Annotated in this window: 12 protein-coding genes, 1 pseudogene and 1 riboswitch; of the genes and pseudogenes, 8 read left to right on the forward strand and 5 right to left on the reverse strand. The window is 68.3% G+C overall.

All coding sequences use genetic code 11. The annotated features are described in order from the left end of the window. Positions 1–41: 41 nt before the first annotated feature. Both D4B81_RS16180 and D4B81_RS18575 read right to left on the reverse strand, forming a co-directional pair. Positions 42–506 (reverse strand): hypothetical protein, encoded by a 465-nt coding sequence (locus D4B81_RS16180; RefSeq protein ID WP_202613730.1) that lies wholly within the window; start codon positions 504–506, stop codon positions 42–44. A gap of 71 nt (positions 507–577) precedes the next feature. Further along, positions 578–832: a hypothetical protein gene (locus D4B81_RS18575; RefSeq protein WP_122263718.1), complete on the reverse strand. Its 255-nt coding sequence runs from the start codon at positions 830–832 to the stop codon at positions 578–580. A gap of 71 nt (positions 833–903) precedes the next feature. On the opposite strand from D4B81_RS18575, the gene D4B81_RS16190 reads away from it, so the two are divergent. Together D4B81_RS16190 and D4B81_RS16195 are read left to right on the forward strand one after the other, a co-directional pair. Beyond that, positions 904–1,515, forward strand: a complete 612-nt coding sequence (locus D4B81_RS16190; protein WP_272914077.1) for a TetR/AcrR family transcriptional regulator — start codon at positions 904–906, stop codon at positions 1,513–1,515. A 946-nt stretch (positions 1,516–2,461) separates the two neighbouring features. Beyond that, a riboswitch (cyclic di-AMP (ydaO/yuaA leader) is annotated at positions 2,462–2,601 on the forward strand. Between the two features lie 191 nt (positions 2,602–2,792). Then, positions 2,793–3,431: a C40 family peptidase gene (locus D4B81_RS16195; protein WP_161965223.1), complete on the forward strand. Its 639-nt coding sequence runs from the start codon at positions 2,793–2,795 to the stop codon at positions 3,429–3,431. A gap of 720 nt (positions 3,432–4,151) precedes the next feature. Here D4B81_RS16195 and D4B81_RS19200 read toward each other — a convergent pair. Continuing rightward, positions 4,152–5,279 carry a tyrosine-type recombinase/integrase gene (locus D4B81_RS19200; protein ID WP_122263721.1) on the reverse strand — a complete coding sequence of 376 codons (1,128 nt, stop codon included), beginning with the start codon at positions 5,277–5,279 and terminating at the stop codon, positions 4,152–4,154. Positions 5,280–6,054: 775 nt separating this feature from the next. Here D4B81_RS19200 and mobF point away from each other — a divergent pair. Then, the gene (gene mobF, locus D4B81_RS16205; protein ID WP_272914078.1) at positions 6,055–9,921 is read left to right on the forward strand and encodes a MobF family relaxase; all 3,867 of its coding nucleotides are present in this window, start codon (positions 6,055–6,057) and stop codon (positions 9,919–9,921) included. Positions 9,922–10,161: 240 nt separating this feature from the next. Here mobF and D4B81_RS18265 read toward each other — a convergent pair whose 3' ends face one another. Next, positions 10,162–11,187 carry a hypothetical protein gene (locus tag D4B81_RS18265; RefSeq protein ID WP_161965224.1) on the reverse strand — a complete coding sequence of 342 codons (1,026 nt, stop codon included), beginning with the start codon at positions 11,185–11,187 and terminating at the stop codon, positions 10,162–10,164. Between the two features lie 474 nt (positions 11,188–11,661). Between D4B81_RS18265 and D4B81_RS16215 the strand changes: the two genes are divergently transcribed. Beyond that, the gene (locus D4B81_RS16215; protein WP_122263724.1) at positions 11,662–12,120 is read left to right on the forward strand and encodes a site-specific integrase; all 459 of its coding nucleotides are present in this window, start codon (positions 11,662–11,664) and stop codon (positions 12,118–12,120) included. On the opposite strand, the pseudogene D4B81_RS16220 reads toward D4B81_RS16215, so the two are convergent. Next, positions 12,117–12,872 (reverse strand): annotated as a pseudogene (locus D4B81_RS16220) (IS256 family transposase); the annotation flags it as partial. The gene D4B81_RS16215 and the pseudogene D4B81_RS16220 overlap by 4 nt on opposite strands. 248 nt (positions 12,873–13,120) lie before the next feature. Here D4B81_RS16220 and D4B81_RS16225 point away from each other — a divergent pair. From D4B81_RS16225 to D4B81_RS16240, 4 genes are all read left to right on the forward strand, one after another. Further along, positions 13,121–13,342, forward strand: coding sequence for a hypothetical protein (locus D4B81_RS16225; protein WP_122263725.1), 222 nt, complete (start codon positions 13,121–13,123; stop codon positions 13,340–13,342). Further along, entirely contained in the window at positions 13,324–13,842 is a 519-nt protein-coding gene (locus D4B81_RS16230) for a hypothetical protein (protein WP_122263726.1), read from the forward strand. The genes D4B81_RS16225 and D4B81_RS16230 overlap by 19 nt, the downstream gene beginning before the upstream one ends. Continuing rightward, positions 13,839–14,657 (forward strand): ATP-binding protein, encoded by an 819-nt coding sequence (locus tag D4B81_RS16235; protein ID WP_122263727.1) that lies wholly within the window; start codon positions 13,839–13,841, stop codon positions 14,655–14,657. Before D4B81_RS16230 ends, D4B81_RS16235 begins: the two co-directional genes overlap by 4 nt. Before the next feature lie 306 nt (positions 14,658–14,963). After that, positions 14,964–16,607 carry an SGNH/GDSL hydrolase family protein gene (locus D4B81_RS16240; RefSeq protein WP_122263728.1) on the forward strand — a complete coding sequence of 548 codons (1,644 nt, stop codon included), beginning with the start codon at positions 14,964–14,966 and terminating at the stop codon, positions 16,605–16,607. Positions 16,608–17,460: the final 853 nt, after the last annotated feature.

Below are 17,460 nucleotides of genomic sequence, written 5' to 3' on the forward strand. Positions count from 1 at the left end.
CGGCCAGCTCCAACGCGAGACAGCGCCGCGTCCGGCGAGAGTCACCCTGTCTCCTGGTCCAGGACTGTGCCATCTCCCTGCGAGTGCGTGCGCTTGCTCTTGCGCCACCCGTAAGGAGTCATGCCGGGTGGCTTGTAGACGTTGAGCACCTGGATGAGGAGCAGCAGGACGAGAGCTGCGGCTGCGTGGAACAGGTCACCCCCGTACTGGCCCAGCTCGTCGTCGGCAGTCGTGGCGATCGCCTGCACCACGACGCTGACATCGGGCATGTGCACGAGCAGGACGATCACGGCGAGGCTGGTCAGGGCGAAGCTGACCAGCACCCAGTAGTACCTCAACAACCCCCACCTGGTGCCCAGCGACATGACCAGGCCGGTGACCCAGGATCCGAGGGCAAGCGGCACCAGCACGTACCAGCCGATGATCTCCATCGCCGCCCACGCCCCGCGCACCGAGGTGGAGCTACCGCTGAACGTCGCGGTCAGGCCGAGGGCGAGATAAGCCATGACCGCACCGATCCAGCCGACCGAGCACGTCAGGTGTATCGACAGTGCGAGCCGTCGGACGGTCGGCGACATCACCCCCGGGTCAGCCCCTCGAACGAGGCGTCAGCGGTGCCTGCGGCGACATACGAGCTGCGCTCCAGGATGCCGCTGCCCTGATGCCGGCCAGGACCATGCTGTCCCCCTCCGAGCATCGCCAGGAGAAGCACCAGCATCGCCAGAATCGCGAAGACCCCGACCAACGCCTTGAGCCACCTCGGAACACCGGGTGGACCGGGCGACGGGCGGGGATCCGCACCGTCCCAGTTCTCCCTCTGGAGATCGGTCATCGTGCAGCACCTCCCTCGCGGCATCGATACATGGTGTCACCTCCACGACGACCCGTCCACAGCCGGTCGCGATGTATGGTGCTCGTGTGCCCCCATTGTGGACCAACACCGTCGCGAGCCACCGCGAGGAGGTCCGCCGGACGATCACGGAGGCCGCGTGGTCACTGGCGACCCGTCACGGACCGATGTCGGTCACCATGTCGCAGGTGGCGACGGAGGCGGGCATCGGTCGGGCGACGCTGTACAAGTACTTCCCGGACGTCGAGTCGATCCTGCACGCCTACCATGAGCGCCACGTCGTTGAGCACCTGGCCCGTCTGAGCCAACTGCGTGACGCAGCCGTAGGACCGAAGCGACGGTTGGAAGCTGTGGCAGCCGGGTACGCGCAGATCTGCCATCACCGCACCGGGCACGGCAACGTCGACCTCGTCGCGCTTGTGCACCAGGCCGACAGGGTCAGTGAGGCCGAGAAGCAGCTCGTCGCGCTCGTGGAGGAGACGCTCGCCGACGCGGTGGCCAAAGGTGTCGTGAGGGCCGACAACCCGGTGGAGGAACTGGCCCTGTACCTCGTGCACGCCCTGGGAGCGGCCCAGAACCTCAGGTCCAAGGCGGCAGTCCAACGACTGGTCACTGTCACGCTTGGCGCGCTCGATCACCGCCATCCACGACCTGCCACCGACTGAGGCGTCGTAAGAGCCACCGACCACCTCTCCGATTGAGTCCTGATCCCCCGGCTGAGACGCGTGGCCAAGGTTGCAGCTGTGGCTCGGACGAGGCGGAAAGGCTTCGTTGGCCATGGGGGCGTCGCGGCCCAGCCTCGTGACGGTATCGCAGTGCGACATGGGGTGGAATGACCGATGCGGGTCCAGTGCGCGTTGTAGGTGCTCACGGTCCGGGTGCCCAGGACGGCACCGCTGTGGCGTAAGTCGCGACTCGGAAAGTGTTGGCCGAACCTGCACCCTCGACAGGCCCAGCGCCAGCGCGGGCGAGGGGCTGGGACGGACCTCCACACCGGGGTTGGTGACGGAGGGCAACACCAACCCCCGCCCCGGGGACCCACATGAGCGGCAATGGCCTGCAAGGGGGGATAGGGAGGTAGGCACGTCCCGCAGGTATAGGTCGCCCCGGTGCAGCTCGGTCATCTGGCCCGAGCCGGGAGAGTGAATCACGCACCCAGCAGCACGAGCGCCTCCCACCGGGGCCGGCATGCGCGCCACCGGATCCGCAACCCTGCAGCGTGCGCGGGTCCATCCGGCGCGCCTGCGGGATGACCTCAGCGCCGCGGGTCGCCGCGACACCCGGCTGCGACGCTGCGAACGGGGTCAAGTCCGAGACGGTCCACAAGCTCGCGACGCCGTCGCCGAAGCGTTGGTCACCATGGCTGAATGGGTCGAGTGGTCGCGGTGGCCGGTCAGCGAGGTCGGTCACAGCCAGCGCGCGATTCAACCTCATGGGTGGGAGCGGAGCAGATGAGAACCGGACCGAGCCGGCCAAGGTCTCGAGTGGACGACAACGTTGACCGTACAGAACTGTGACGTTGGGAGTCGGTGCCTGTACGGTGGCGACTGCTCCTCTCCCCTGGAGGAGTCATCCCGAGCGCATGCCTAGTCCTGTCGGCGCGCGGAAGTCGTACGAGCACCGCTTGACAGGAGCGGGGGACCCAGGTTTACGGAGCCAGCCGGCCCCTTGGGGCTAACGATCCGACACAGGATCGGGGAACGTCCATCCCAGCCCGACAGCTCACCCCGCAGGCATCTTGGAGGACCATGCCATGACGCATCGCCACATTGCCCGGCACCGCAAGGTGAGCCGCCTGGGCACGACCAGCACCACCCTGACCCGGACCGCGGCTGTCGCCGCTACCTCCACTGGGCTCATAGTCGGCGCGTCCGTTGCCGCCCCCGCCGCCCCTGCACCGACGGACCAGGCACATGGCGTTGCCAACGCGCCGTTGGCGCTCATGCGCGTCGCTGAGAAGGTCTCCGCCGCCGAGCGTCCTGCGGTTGCGGCGAAGGCTCCCACCGACGCCTCAGTCACCTTCGGCACCTCGGGGTTCGCGGCGGCAACCACGGTCGAGGCAGCGCCGCACGTGCACGAGGCGGCCGCGTCCGCGCTCGAAGAACGCGACGTCAACAGCGCCAGCCGTTCCACCGCACGCACCGCCCCGCCGGTCCAGACGGCTGCCCCTGCCCCGCAGCCCGCACCTGCCCCTCAGACTGCGCCGGCCCCGGCGGCCGCACCACTGCAGCAGCCCGCGCCCGTCAGTGGTGGCGTCGTTGACATCGCCCGGCAGTACGTCGGATACCCCTACGTCCTGGGCGGCACCCCGCCCGCCACCTTCGACTGCTCAAGCTTCACCTGGTGGGTCTACCAGCAGGCCGGGATCGACATCCCCCGCACCGTGGCAGGTCAGAAGGCGGCGGTGACCCCGGTCTCCAACCCTCAGCCTGGCGATCTCGTCTTCACCAACGACTTCTACCACGTAGGCCTGTATGCCGGGAACGGCATGGTCGTCGAGGCGCTCAACGCCGGATCGGGCGTCACCTACGGGGCTCCTGTCTACGGCAGCATCTGGTACGGCCGACTTGGCACACGCTGAGAAGGTCTGCCCACCCTTGGCGCGATGTATGAGTTGAGGGTCACCGATAAGACCACATGGGCAGCCGTACACGGGTCGATGGACAAGAGTTGGCTTGCGCGGTTGGGTGGGCCTCCGACGTAAGGCTGCTACGCCGGTTCAGCGAGGCGGGAGAGGTCGTTGGCGATGTCTGCGTGGGATCGCACCGAGCGGGCCGCCAGACATACGCCCGCCGCCGTTTCACGGTGACAGCATGCGCCAACTTGGGCCCGGCCACGTTCAATGCGCGTCCGTGAGGGGGTTGACCTCTCGACCAGTGGATGACCCCGCCCTGCCTGCGGTCCTCCCGCGATGATCAACGCTGTCGCACGGGAGGACCGCACCTGTGCTTGAGCATAACGCTGTCGGCGGCCCCGCCGTACTGCTCACACTTCGAGCGCCGTCGACTTGAGGCGCAGGCGGGGTCTGCGAGGCTTGGTGGGGTGTCGCGCCGAGCGACTCGCACAATGCCTGCGCCCGATCAAGATAGGTGTCCAGATGCTGGTGGCGGTCCCCGTCCCGGCAATGTGGGGCGGCACCCTCTTCCGCAGCCATGCGCTCCACGTCCTGCACGGCCTCCTGGGGGTGCTCCCTGAACGCATCGGATCTCGGCAGACCACGTACACCTGACACCGTCGCCGGACGGGCCCAGGGATACCCCGGAGGGTGCCGGCGTCTGAGAGCTCCTGATGTGCCTGGCGCTCAGGGGTGCGGCTGGTTCTGGGCGAGTTGGGAGAGTTGGGTGGCGATGTGGGCGTCGCGGCCGAGGGCGGCGTGCTGGTAGCGGAGGGCGGCTTGGGGGGTGGAGTGGCCGATGCGGGCCATGAGCTCGGCGAGGGTGGCTCCGGTGCGGGCGGCCAGGACGGCGCCGGTGTGGCGCAGGTCGTGGATGCGCAGGTCGGGCCGGCCGGCGGCCTGTCGGGCCTTGTGCCAGTGCCGGTAGAGGGTGTTGGGGTGGACCTGAACGTCGGGGTCGGTGACGGAGGGGAACACCAGGGCCTGCGGGTGGGGTGCGACGTGCTCCACCAGGTGATCGGCCAGGGCGGGCAGCAGGTGGGGAGGGATGGCCACGTCCCGCACGCCGGCGGCCGACTTGGGGGTGCCCACGGAGACCTGCCCGTTGGTGCGGACCACCCCCCGGCGCACGTGCACCACGCCGGTGGCCAGGTCCAGGTCGGCGCGGCGCAGCTCGGCCATCTCCCCGAACCGCAGCCCGCACCAGGCACCGAGCAGCACCAGGGCCTGGTACCGGGCCGGCATGTGCGCCACCAGGACGGTGAGCTGGTCCAGGGTGGCCGGTTCGACCCGGCGGGCCCGGGTGGTGGCCCCGGCGCCGCGGACCCGGCAGGGGTTGGCGGCCAGGATCTCATCGGCCACGGCGGTGGCCAGGATCGAGCGGAGCAGGGCGTAGGCGTGGGCGCGTTGGGTGGGCCGGTGCGGGTCGAGGCCGGCGTGCCAGACCCGCACCACGGCCGGGGTGATGTCCCGCAGCGCCACGTGCTCGAACTCGGGAAGCAGGAACCGCTCCAGCAGCCGTTGGTAGAGAGCGCGGGTGCGCGGCTTGAGGTCGCGCTGGGACAACCAGGCGGCCGCGTAGGGTCCGAACGCCTCGGCGGTGCGGGCCACCTTGGCCCGCCGCGAACGGGTCGGGGACCAGGTGTCGTCCTGGATCAGGCGACGCTCGTGAGCCAGCCACGCCTCGGCGTCGGCCCGGGTCTGGAACGTCGAGGGGGCCCGGTGGAAGTCCTGGTCCGGGCCCATGTAGAACGCCTGGTACCGCCCGCCCGAGCGGCGCCGGATCGTCCCGAAGTCACGCTTGGTGCGTGTCATGGCCCCTCCCCCGGCGCTGAGTCGTGGAACCGGCCACGCCTGGGCTCAACAGGAGTCATCTCGTTTCCGCTCGTGTCCACCCTGACGGCGCCCGCTCACGCCCGGCCGGGAGAGTGTCGCCCACCCGACGCGGGTACCGGGCGTGAACCCCGCGAGGGCGATCTTGGGCATAACTGGGGCATAACTGGTGTCACCTCGTGTCCTCTTGTGCCCGAAGCTGTCCCGCGCTACTGTACCCGTCATCGCAGGTCAGGTGCTTGCGGTGCAGGTCAGCCGGTCGGTGACCGTGGCGGAGTGATCTTTTCAAATCCTGTCACCCCGACCATGGCACGAAAGGGCCGTTGACCTGCGGAAACGCGGGGTCAACGGCCCTTCTGATTTTGCGGTCGTGCCTTGAACGTGCCTGGAGATTTCGTCCTCCAGGCAGCTCTGAGGCCCCCCGGACCCGGTGGCCTGCGCGCCGGCGTCTGGCCCGAGCGCCGTCGCCCGGCAGGCCCCGGCCGTCGACGGCGCAGCGCGCCCAGCCCCCATGATGCGCCCCGACCGGCGCAGACCGCTGAAGCGTCAGCACCCTCACCACGTCAGTCGACCACGACGCCCCGCTCGAGCGCATCCCCGATCCACGCTCCTTGCCCCCACCGTCCCGTCACGCGCACCCCCTTGTCGCGCCCCCTTCACCGACGGTCACCACGGCCCTCGCTGCGCTCGAGAAGGACACACCTAGTGCACTCGGCGAAACTCGTGAAACCCTGAGGCTCGTTCGGCCGCCTTTGGTATACGTGATGACGTTGCACAAGCTCGCCGCCGGCAGCGGGTACACGTACCTGACGAAGCAGGTCGCTGCCCACGACGCCACCGAGAGCCGGCAGGCCGGCCTCGCCAGCTACTACGAGGAGAAGGCGAGGCACCAGGTCGGTGGCTCGGCACCGGCCTCGCCGGGCTCGACCTGGCCGCGGGCGAGGTCGTCACCGAGGAGCAGATGCGGCTGCTGTTCGGGCAGGGCCGCCACCCCCGCTCCGCCGAGCCGGAGGCCATCGCGCGCGGGTGGGGTGCCTTGGGACGGGCGTTCTCGACCTTCGACGCCACGACCCTGCGGCAGGTGACGGCGCGGGCCTTCAGCGAGCACAACACCTCCCGCGGGTTGGCGTGGAACGCACCGATCCTGGCGGAGCAGCGGGCGGCGATCCGCACCCAGGTCGCCCGGGAGTTGTTCGAGCAGCGGCACGGCCGCGCACCGGTGGACGAGGCCGAGCTGACGAGGTTCGTCGCGAAGGCGTCGCGGCCGGCGCAGGTGCCGGTGGCGGGGTTCGACCTGACGTTCTCGCCTGTGAAGTCGGTCTCGGCACTGTGGGCCCTGGCGCCGGCCGAGGTCGCCGCGCAGGTGGAGGCCGCCCACCGGGACGCGGTCCGCGCGACGCTGGCGATGCTCGAGCGTGAGGTCGCGTTCACCCGGGTCGGCAAGGGAGGCATCCGCCAGGTACACGTCACCGGGCTCATCGCGGCGGCATTCGACCACCGTGACTCGCGCACCGGGGACCCGGATCTGCACACCCATGTTGTCGTCTCCAACAAGGTCCAGTCCCTGCCCGAGGAGGGCGGACGGTGGCTGACGCTGGACGGGCGGATGCTCTTCAAGGCCAAGGTGATGGCGTCTGAGCACTACAACACCCACCTCGAAGCCGGGCTCGTCGAGCGGCTCGGTGTCCGGTTCAGCGAGCGTCCTTCACCGGAGGGCAAGCGGGCGGTGCGGGAGATCGAGGGGGTCGACCCGGCGCTGCTGGCCGCGTGGTCGTCGCGGCGGCAGGCGATCGAGACCCGGCAGGACGAGCTCGCCGCCACCTTCCGGGCCGACCACGGCCGTACCCCCACCACCATCGAGTCCCTCGCCCTGGCGCAGCAGGCCAACCTGGAGACCCGCCCGGACAAGCACGAACCCCGCTCGGAGGGCGAACAACGCCAGACCTGGCGGGCGCAGGCCACGTCAGTGCTCGCCCGCGACGGACGCAGCCCGGAGGAGATGGTCGCCAGTGCGGTAGGGGCGGGGTGGAGACGCACCCGGGAGCCCAGCAAAGACGTGGGCATCGTCGCAGGTCAGGAGGTGGAGACGTTCCAGGGACGCATACCTGCTCTCAGGGGTGGGGGCGTGCGCCCCCAGCTCCTCGCCGCCCGCGTCGTGAAGGTGCTGGAGGGGTCGCGGGCGACGTGGCAGGTGTGGCACGTGCGCGCAGAGACGCTGCGCCAGCTCCGCACCGCCCAGGTGCCCCCGGCCCGGTTCGAGGAGCACGCGCGTGAGGTCGAGCGGTGGGTCCTGCAGGGCTTCTCGGTGCCCGTCGGGGTGCCACCGCAGCTGGGCGAACCGGCGGTGCTGCGCCGCCCGGACGGACAGTCCGCCCACATCGTGCACGGCAGCCAGGCCTACACGTCCAAGGCGATCCTGGCAGCCGAGGACGAACTCCTCGCCCTGGGGCTGCACCGCGACGGACGTCAAGCCACCGAGCACGTGGTCGAGACCGTCCTGACCGCCCAGAGCGCGGACGCTCCGAGCCTGGACCGGTCACAGACGGCGATGGTCCGCACCCTCGCGAGCAGCGGGTGCCGCCTCCAGGTCTGCCTCGCCCCGGCCGGCGCGGGCAAGACTGCCGCTCTGCGGGTGCTGGCCCGGGCCTGGGAGGCTTCCGGTGGCACCGTCCTGGGTCTGGCGCCCACCGCGGTCGCGGCCGAGGAGCTGGGCCGCGTCACCGGTATTCGTGCCGACACCCTCGCCAAGTACCTCCACCAGACCACCGAGGGCGGAGTGGTCGGCCCGGGGACGTTGGTGCTGATCGACGAGGCCGGCATGGCCGGCACCCGTGACTTGGCGGCCGTGGCACGTCAGGTCGTGGACGCCGGCGGCAGTGTGCGGCTGGTCGGGGACGACCAGCAGCTGTCCGCCGTGGCCGCCGGCGGGATCTTCCGTGACCTGGCGGAGCAGGGCCAAGCCCACGGCACCACCGCGACCCTGACCGAGCTGCACCGGTTCACCGACCCCGCTGAAGGCGCCGCTACCCTCGGCGTCCGCGATGGTGACCCCGCCGCGCTGGATCACTACCTGGACCACGGCCGCATCCACGCCGGCGACACCGGCGACGTGATCGAGGCGGCGTACGCCGCCTGGGCGGCCGACCAACGCGAAGGGCTGTCCAGCCTGCTGCTGGCCGCGACCCGCGACACCGTGCGCGAGCTGAACCAGCGCGCCCGGGCCGACCGCCTCGAGTCCACCGGGCAGCCGCCCGGGCGCGAGGTGACCCTGTGCGACGGCACCCGAGCCAGCGCCGGGGACACCGTGATCACCCGCCGTAACGACCGCAGTCTGCGCGCCGGCGACGGGTCCTGGGTCAAGAACGGCGACCGATGGCACGTCCTGGAAGCCCATCCTGACGGAAGCCTCTTGGTGGAGCGCCACCGCGATGGCGACAGGAAGCGGCCTCACGTCACCCTGCCGACGGCGTACGTGACCGAGAATGTGCAGCTCGGGTACGCCAGCACCATCCACGGCGCGCAGGGCGCGACCGTCGACACCACCCACACCGTCCTCACCGGGGTAGAGACCCGGCAGGGCCTCTATGTCGCGCTCTCCCGCGGGCGTCAGTCCAACCATCTCTATCTCGCCGCGCCTACTGCCTCGTTGGACGGTGTCGCGCCCGAGGTACAGGACACAGTCGTGGAGCCGCGGGAGCTGCTCACCGACATCCTCGCCCGCGACGGCCGCGCCCTGTCCGCCAGACTGTGGAGCGTGGCGACGCGGCTCAGCTGCTACGGCAGGCGGTGCTGGCCTACCAGGACGCCCTACCGGTCCTGGCCCAGCAGCACCTCGGACACGAGCGCATGGCCGCGCTGGACGACGCCCTCGAGCGGTGGATCCCCGGCCTCACCGAGCAACCGGCCTACCCGCACCTGCGGGGCCAGCTCGCGCTGCGCTGGGTCGACGGCACACCACCGCAGCAGGTGGTCGAAGAGGCGACCTGGTACCGCGGCACCCAATCGCTCACCGAGGCCGACGACCCCGCCGCCGCCCTCGCCTGGCGGGTCGCGGGCACCACCCCGCCGTCCCACCGGGACGCACCCCTGCCCTGGCTGCCCGACGTCCCGTCGGCGCTCCGGCAGGACGCGGGCACGAGCGACTACCTCGACCGGCTCACCCAGCGGATCGACGACCGCAAGGACCGCGTCGCCGACGAAGCCCGGCGCGCGGGCACCTCCGACCGGGTGCCCTGGCAACGCAGACTCCCCCCGCACGTCGACGGCCAGCTCGTGGGCGACCTCGCCATCTGGCGCGCCGCCCACGACATCCCACCCACGGAGCCGAGCCCGACGGGGCCGCCGACCAAAGAACCCCAGGCAGCCAGGCACCAGTCTCGGCTCATCCGCCGACTGGCAGTACCGTCACCCGTCTCCTCCACGGCCACCGCAGACGCCGCCAGCGACAGGCTCCGAGCCAGCCAACGACAGGCAGACCGTCAACGTCTCTATGACGGTGCCACCCGCCACCTCTCTGGTCCGTCGCGATGACCAAAGAGTCCAGCGCAAGAACCCGGAACCGCACGGTCGATACATCGCTGTACCGCCGAGTACAGCGCGTTGCGTCGGACGCCCAGACGCCTGATAGGCAGACGAGTTGGTGGGTACGCAGGCGACGCCGCCGCACCCACAGAAATGCGCCGAACTGGCTGAGCAGATCCTCGCCTGTCACGCGAAAGACGTTGCCCGAGACGAGAGAGTCCTTCAAACACTGGAAACCGAGTGCCTAGGACGACGCGATCGGGTGGGGATGACGGGCGGCTGCACTCAGTTCGAGGCCGAACGCGGTCGACGCCGCCACCGCCGCATGAGGTTGCCCAACTTATCAGTCCTGCAGAAACCCGGCCACCAGCTTGTTATTGTTCACAGAAATCGCAGCTAGATGCCCGACGTCGTCGTACGCCACCTGAGCCAGTTCGCCCCCAGGGACATGCTTTCCCCCTAAGATCTCGGTCTCCTTGATATACTTTCCATTGACTAGTTCATCCAGGGAATCCTCCTGTCGCCCAAGCAACACATGGAACGCCTCATCAGTCCTATAGTATCTCGGGAACGCGAAGTGTCTGGTGTCTTTGGGTAGATTGCATATCGTTATTTTCAGAATCTTGAACTGCTCGTCAAGAAAAACTCTCGCCGCCATTGAGCCATCATCGCGCCGTAATTCAACGATGGAGCCGGAGGGCATAGTCTGCCCTTTGGGGAGAAACAGTGATGAGACATTGTTGCCGTCGGCTGCATCGAAGTCCAATCGAGCAATTGGCATACCCGCCAATTCCACGGCTTGGCCATTACTCGACACTGCCGCGCTGTGATCTATGACTTCGCCCTGCTGACCTGTTGTCACGCCAGAGAAGGGCGCGATTCCGATGGGCTCACGCTGACGACGTAATTTGCCGGCCTCGTCCATCAACCACCCTCGACCGTCACGGTCGACGAAATGCAGTTGGAGCTCGTACTCGATGTGGTTCTTGAAGGTCGCCCGCAATGGAAATTCCACACTGCGCTCCGGTCCCACTGTCTGCGCTGTGAATAGTTGAGCGTCTCGGTTCCCGGCGCTGCTCTGCTTGGGCTCTTGTTGAGTTGGGCAAACGGCGACGAGTACTTGGTCAATCCGCTGTCGGGACGAGTTGCGCACACGAATGAGGGACGTGCCGTCGGCGGTTCTCTCTATCCAGGCGCTGACTTGGAGGGCCTGTTCGCGTTTGCGCGCTGCTCGGGTCCTCGCGCCTCCGTACAGGACTCCAACCGCACCAGTTAAAGCCCCCACCGCTAGGGGCAGGACGTCTCCTAGAGTGCCAGGCGTGTTCCATGTGAGCACATAGTCCCAGAGTTGCCGCAGTTCTTCCTGCATGCGCTGACTATATGATTAGTTGCTCCCATAGGGGCTGAGGGCAGGCCGCCCAGACTGCCCGAAGGCGCCCTGCGGCGGGCTGGTCGCAGGCTTGCGGCTGGACGCGCTCTGTGGCGGTCATGGCGCGCAGAGCCCATGAGAGGACTTCGACCAGCGTGCCCAGGACTATCGCGAACGCTCGCAGGTCGCTTCTAGCAACCAGGGCCATCGCCCCGCCCTTGTCGAACTGTTGGGCACCACCGCTGGCGGAGGCCTTCTTGACGCCGAGCTGCGGCTCGACAGCCCTACTGGCTGCCCGGGTTGCCCCATCACGAGCGGTAGCCAGAACTCCCGCCGTCGCCGCGCTGAGATCGAGCCGCGGAGGCGGACAAGCCGGTCCCGCACACGACCGCATGCGCTTGATATGTAGGTGATCTTCCGGGTCACCGGCGCGGCATCGTTGGCCTCGTCGATCCGCTCGAGGAGGAGCCTGCGATGAGTGCTGTGTTGCCGTGCGTCATCCCATCGGTCCAGGCGGGGACGCCGGGACCGCCGGGGTCGTTGGGTGACCCCTTGTTGGATGCGTACGTGGCGTTCGTGGCGGCGCGTTCACGCCCGAACACTGTGCTGGCGACGTGGTTCGACCTGAAGGTCTTCGCCACGGTGGTCGCCAAGCCGGTCGATGAGGTCGCCCCGTGCGACGTGCTGGGCTTCATCACCGCGCAACGGGCTGGACTGGCCAGCCTGCCCGACCCGCACCTGGTCACCGCCGGCGTGCCTGCGGACTGGGCCGGGGTCTCGACGCGCACGATCCGGCGCCGGCTGTCCACGATCACCGGGCTGTACGCGTTCTTGACGGTGCGCGGTGACGTGCCGGCCAACCCGGTCCCGCGCGGGCTGCCGACCCGAGCTTGTCAAGATGTCTGTGTAAGTGATTGGGTCACATGGGTTTAGAGGTGGGCGTTGATGCGGTCAGGGTAGACGAGGGCGAGCTCGCCGAGGGCGGCTTTCCAGCCCTGGATGACGGAGCCTTCGACGAGCTTGCCGGGGGCCTTGCGGGGCGTGCCCTTGGGCAGGCCGGCCTCTTTCGCGCGTTCTCGGGCGCGTTTGTCCTCGATGTTGCGGATGGCCAGCCAGAGCAGCTTGATCGCGGCGGCGTCGTTCGGGAAGTGGCCGCGGTTCTTGATGATCTTGCGCAGCTGGTAGTTCAGGGACTCGATCGAGTTGGTCGTGTAGATGACCTTGCGCAGCGCGGGCCCGAACGCCAGGAACGGGATGAACCGGTCCCACGCGTTCTCCCAGGACGCGACCGCCGCGGGGTACTTCTTGCCCAGGTTGGAGTCGGCGAACGTGGCCAGCGCCATCAGCGCGGCGTCCTCGTTCGCCGCGGTGTAGATCGGCCGCAGCATGGCGGCGACGGCCTTGCGGTCGGAGTAGGAGACGAACCGCATCGAGGCCCGGATCAGGTGCACGACGCACGTCTGGACCAGCGCGCCGGACCACGTCGCCTCGATCGCCTCGGGGAAACCGGTGAGCCCGTCGCAGCAGACGATGAGGACGTCCTTGACGCCGCGGTTGGCGAGCTCGGCGCACACGCCGGCCCAGAACTTCGCGCCCTCGGCCGCCTGGACCCAGATGCCCAGGACGTGCTTGACGCCGTCCATGTCGACGCCGACGGCGATGTGCGCGGCCCGGTTGCACCGTTGACCTACCCACCCCCACCATTTCGCCGAGGCCCTGACCGGCCCTCGGCAAACGAGCCGGGCCGACCCCCGCCTTCAGTTCAGTGAATACGGCACCACGGTCCACACGTGCGTGCCGTACGACCCGCAGTCCAAGGGCGGGACCGAGGCTACGGTGAAGATCGCCAAGGCCGACCTGGTCCCGACGCAGGCGAACCTGGGCGAGGAGTACGTCTCCTTCGACCAGCTGCGGGGTTGCGTGCGAGGCGTTCATGGCCAAGGTCAACGGGCGCAGGCACCGCGAGTCCGCCCGCGTGCCCGAGCTGGCCCTGGCCACCGAACGGGCCCGGTTGCACACCCTGCCGATGAGCCCGCACACGATGACGCTCGGGACGACCCGGGTCGTGGCCACCGACCAGACCGTGCGGTTCGGCTCGGTGCGCTACTCGCTCCCGCCCGGCCTGGTCGGGTCCGCGTGGTCGGGTCCGAGGTGATCATCGTCGCCGACACCACGACCCTGCCGGTCGTGCCGGCCTGGGCCGGCGGTGTCGTCGGCCTCGTCGAGGCCGCCCGGCATCAGGCCTCGACCCCGGGCACGCCGCGGATCGACCCGTCCCACTACCCCCACCACCCGCAGGAGGTCGACGGGACGCCACGGCCACTGCGGCCGCGGGCACGGACCGAGGCCGACCTGGCCCTCGGGGACGGCGCCAGGGCATGGCTGGTCGAGGCCTCCGCCGCCGGGACCGTGCGGGTCCGGGCCAGGATGGCCGACGCGGTCCAGCTCGCCGCCCTCGTCGGGGCCGAGCGGGTCGACGCCGCGCTCGGCGTCGCCGCGACCGCCGGGAGGTTCGCCGAGGCCGACCTGGCCAGCATCGTTGACCACCTCGCCACCGGCACCAGCGGCGCCGACCTCGTCCTCGCCGACGAGACCGCGACCACCCAGCCCGGCACGAACGGCTGGGCCGGGTTCACCACCGGGAGCACCCGATGAGCGCCACCAGCACGAGCACGCGCACGAGGACGACGACCACCACCGGGCCGGGGACGGCCCCACCGTTGCCGGCCGACCTTGAGCAGGTGCTGCGCCGGATGCGGCTGCCCTACCTGCGCGCCGCCGCACCCGATGTCCTGGCCACCGCGAAGGCGCAACGGTGGGACCCGGCCGAGGTGCTGCGCGTGCTGCTCGATGAGGAGGTCCGCGGCCGTGACGAGGCCACCGGGGCCATGCGCCGCAAGGCCGCCGGGCTGCCCGCGGGGAAGACGTTCGCGTCCTGGCGTGAGCAGGACTTCTCCATCCCGGCCCCGACCCAGTCCGCCCTCGCCGCCCTGGAGTGGGTCCACCGCGCGGAGAACCTCGCGATCAGCGGCCCCTCGGGCACGGGCAAGACCATTTCGTGGAGGCCCTGGCGCACAAGGTCATCGACGAGGGCATGCGGGTGTCCTGGTTCACCCCTGGAGTCCCTCACCGCCGCGATCGGGCGGGCGGCGGTCGACGGCACGGTCAGCAAGGTCCTGGCCAGGATCACCCGGGCCGAGCTGATCGTGGTTGACGACATCGGCATGCTGCCCTCGGGGCAGGCCGCTGCCGAGGCGTTCTACCGACTCGTCGACGCCACCTACGAGCGCCGCTCCCTGGCGGTCACCAGCAACATCCACCCCTCGGGGTACGACACGATCATGCCCAAGACGCTGGCCACCGCCGCCGTCGACCGGCTCCTGCACCACGCCCACGTCATCATCACCGAGGGCACCTCGCTACGCCTGGCCGAGGCCACCACCGGACGCGGGGTGATCCCCTTGACCTGACCGCCCGAGGGAGATCAGCTGACCGCGGACAGGGAGATGAGCTGTCCGCCACCGAGGAGATCTACTGTCCGCCTACAGGGAAGTCCCACTGTCCCTTGACAGGGGCTGTTTGAGCCGCAATGACCATGCGGTGCACGTGCCTGCGTCAGACTTGGAACAGTGTCCGGAACCAGCGTGCGTAGCCTTCCGGTTTCGCGCACCAGAGCAGCGTCCTCACGGACCGAACGTGAGGGCTGACGGACTACTTGACGATCACACCGGGTGGGAGGATCGTCGTCCCTGCGGGCATCTTCGATCGGAGGGACCATGAGTGAGAACACCCGTCGAACGCCTCCTCCACCTGTCGGGCGCCGCCGGCATCGCGATAGCGGTGACGGACAGATCGGCGGAGGCGGAGCGCCGGTTCACGACCCCGGCCTGGAGCGTCTCACGCACTTTCTTGTGACAGTTGGCGATCCCGTCTACCTCGGCACGCGAGGTGGCTACTCAACCAGAACCCACAAGTACAAAGACTCGTTCGTTAATCCGAAAGGCTATGAACTGCATCTGAACGCGCGTGAAGGGCTGATCGCCTACCGCTACCGACGGATCGCAGCTGTCAAACGGCGCACCAAGCCCCGCCTTGGCCGTGACGTAGAGGGTTGGCTGGACGAGCGCAACGGTGACCTCGCCCCGCCGGGTGACGGTCCCCCGCTGTACCCTCCGGAGCTGCACGCGTTCGTGTGGACGGTCAACGAGGTCCGCGGTTCTGGCTTCAATTCGCGCAACATTGTGGATCGCAGAAAAATGCCAATGGAACTGGGTGCCATTACCATTCCCGGACCAGGCACGTACGACATCTCGCTGCGAGCGGTGACTATTGATAACCGGTACTTCGAACGCACCAACAGGGTGACCATCAAGGAGTGGTTCATCGCCTCTATAGGCGATTCTAGCGCCTCTGGCGAGGGTAACCCGATGCGCGACGGCACTGCTCACCCGATCTTAGGCCGCCCATTCTGCGAGGGAGTCACGATCTCAAAGATTATCGACAAGAAGAGCGTCAATATGAACAATAGAGTTGAATGGCTCGAGAAGGAGGCTCACCGGTCCCTCACATCGGGTCCCGCAATTGCAGCCCAGATGCTCGACAGCCGCTATGCCAGAAGCCGACGCGGCAGCATTCACAGAGTCGACGCCGTAACGTTCGTGACGGTCGCGCGCAGCGGCGCAGAAATCATCGATGGGTTGCTGCACTCCCAGATTCAGCCACCGTCGTCAGACTTCGTTGGCCATGGCCAGGTTGACGAGCTCGTCGAAACCGCGAACGGACGTACCATCGACGTCTTGATGATCAATATAGGGGGCAACGACGCTGGCTTCTCCGGTGTGCTCGAAGACCTTGTCAAGGGCGACAGCTATTTTTCCCTTGGCTTGTCCAAGGCGCTATTCCAAGCCGTCACCGGCATTGGAAACGCCGGTGACGACGCAGCCGCCAGAAGGGACATGAAGAAGCGTCTGACGGCGCTGCTAGCGGTCGGAGGGCAAATCGAGGACGACTTCGACCTGCTCAAGTCCAAGATTGACGCCCTGGCCCCCCGAGCCGTCTACATCACCGGTTACCCAGTCTGGCTGTTCGAGGACTCCGACGGTTCATTCAAGGCCGATGGGATTTTCTCCGGACCTGACATGAGCATCACCCCAGCCGACTACAGGGAGATCTTGGCCGCGGGCAGCGCACTGAACGATCTCATCAAGCGGAAGGCAGGGCAGTTCAATTGGCACTATGTTCCGCCTAGCACGGAGTTCCGCAGGCGCGGTTACTCCTCGAAGCGGCCGCTATGGCAAGGGGCAACGTCCAGCTGCCTCACCCAAGGCGACTTCGACGGAACGATGCACCCGAACGACGAAGGAGCAGCGGCTTGGGCGCTGCAATTTGCCACTGAGATTCGGAGGCACACGATGACGTGATCGGGATCCGCTAGAACTTGAGCCTTTGGCAAACGCGCTTGCCCCGCTTCATGAAGCGCTTGATGTTCGACTTGGAGGCGAACCATGTCAACGAATTCCCAGCACCTTCCACCCACCACATCGCCCACAAGGACCCGTCGAGTCCCGGCGACTTCACCACGCGGAGATGCGCTTGTCATCTCTATAGGTCGCACCGGCCAGACAACTATACGTCCGACGAACGGGACGGGCACTGATCTCGGTTCCATAACCATCCGGGGCTTGACTTCGGCCGAAGCGATAAGCAAGTCCAGCGGGTTTTGGGGACGGCTTTGGGATGGCATCAAAGCTGCGGCAAAAGCGGTCGTCGACGCCGTTACCTTCGGCGTGGCCGGGGCGTCGTGTCGACCAAGCGCGAGCGTGAGCGTGAGTAATGGCAAAATCACGCGGGTAGTTCTAGGCGTGAGCTGCAGATAAAGGCTGCCGGCTCCAACGAGAGCCCGCGAGAATAAAAGCGGTGAGCGCGCCTTGATAACCCCTGCGCGTGATCTGCAACTGGCGACGAGCCCGGTCAAGTTGCGGGGAGCAGTGGAGCGCCGCGCTCCATCGAAATGGGGTTTTGAGCCCGTTAGCGCGGTCTGGCATCAACTCCAATGTCGGGGTTTGGTGGTGGGCACGATGTTGAGTCGGGCAGCGGGCCAGGGTCCCTGAGTCCGAGGTAGCGGCGGCTTTCGCCCGATTTGCCCCAGGTGCTCGCCCAAAGGACGCACGCAACTGCCGCGAGCCGCGAGTTTGCCCTCGCCGGGTGTCCCGCGCAGAACACCCCTTCACGGCGCCGGTCTGACAAGGGCCGACCTCGCCTGGCGGCTGCCCT

The sequence above is a fragment of the Ornithinimicrobium cerasi genome, assembly GCF_003702705.1.
GTDB classification, from domain to species: domain Bacteria; phylum Actinomycetota; class Actinomycetes; order Actinomycetales; family Dermatophilaceae; genus Ornithinicoccus; species Ornithinicoccus cerasi.

Bases quoted from the DNA above. Each gene is read 5' to 3' on its own strand.
- D4B81_RS16180 (WP_202613730.1), bottom strand. From the start codon at position 506: ATGGCTTATCTCGCCCTCGGCCTGACCGCGACGTTCAGCGGTAGCTCC.
- D4B81_RS18575 (WP_122263718.1), bottom strand. From the start codon at position 832: ATGACCGATCTCCAGAGGGAGAACTGGGACGGTGCGGATCCCCGCCCG.
- D4B81_RS16190 (WP_272914077.1), top strand. From the start codon at position 904: ATGTATGGTGCTCGTGTGCCCCCATTGTGGACCAACACCGTCGCGAGC.
- D4B81_RS16195 (WP_161965223.1), top strand. From the start codon at position 2,793: ATGCGCGTCGCTGAGAAGGTCTCCGCCGCCGAGCGTCCTGCGGTTGCG.
- D4B81_RS19200 (WP_122263721.1), bottom strand. From the start codon at position 5,279: ATGACACGCACCAAGCGTGACTTCGGGACGATCCGGCGCCGCTCGGGC.
- D4B81_RS18265 (WP_161965224.1), bottom strand. From the start codon at position 11,187: ATGCAGGAAGAACTGCGGCAACTCTGGGACTATGTGCTCACATGGAAC.
- D4B81_RS16215 (WP_122263724.1), top strand. From the start codon at position 11,662: ATGAGTGCTGTGTTGCCGTGCGTCATCCCATCGGTCCAGGCGGGGACG.
- D4B81_RS16225 (WP_122263725.1), top strand. From the start codon at position 13,121: ATGGCCAAGGTCAACGGGCGCAGGCACCGCGAGTCCGCCCGCGTGCCC.
- D4B81_RS16235 (WP_122263727.1), top strand. From the start codon at position 13,839: ATGAGCGCCACCAGCACGAGCACGCGCACGAGGACGACGACCACCACC.
- D4B81_RS16240 (WP_122263728.1), top strand. From the start codon at position 14,964: ATGAGTGAGAACACCCGTCGAACGCCTCCTCCACCTGTCGGGCGCCGC.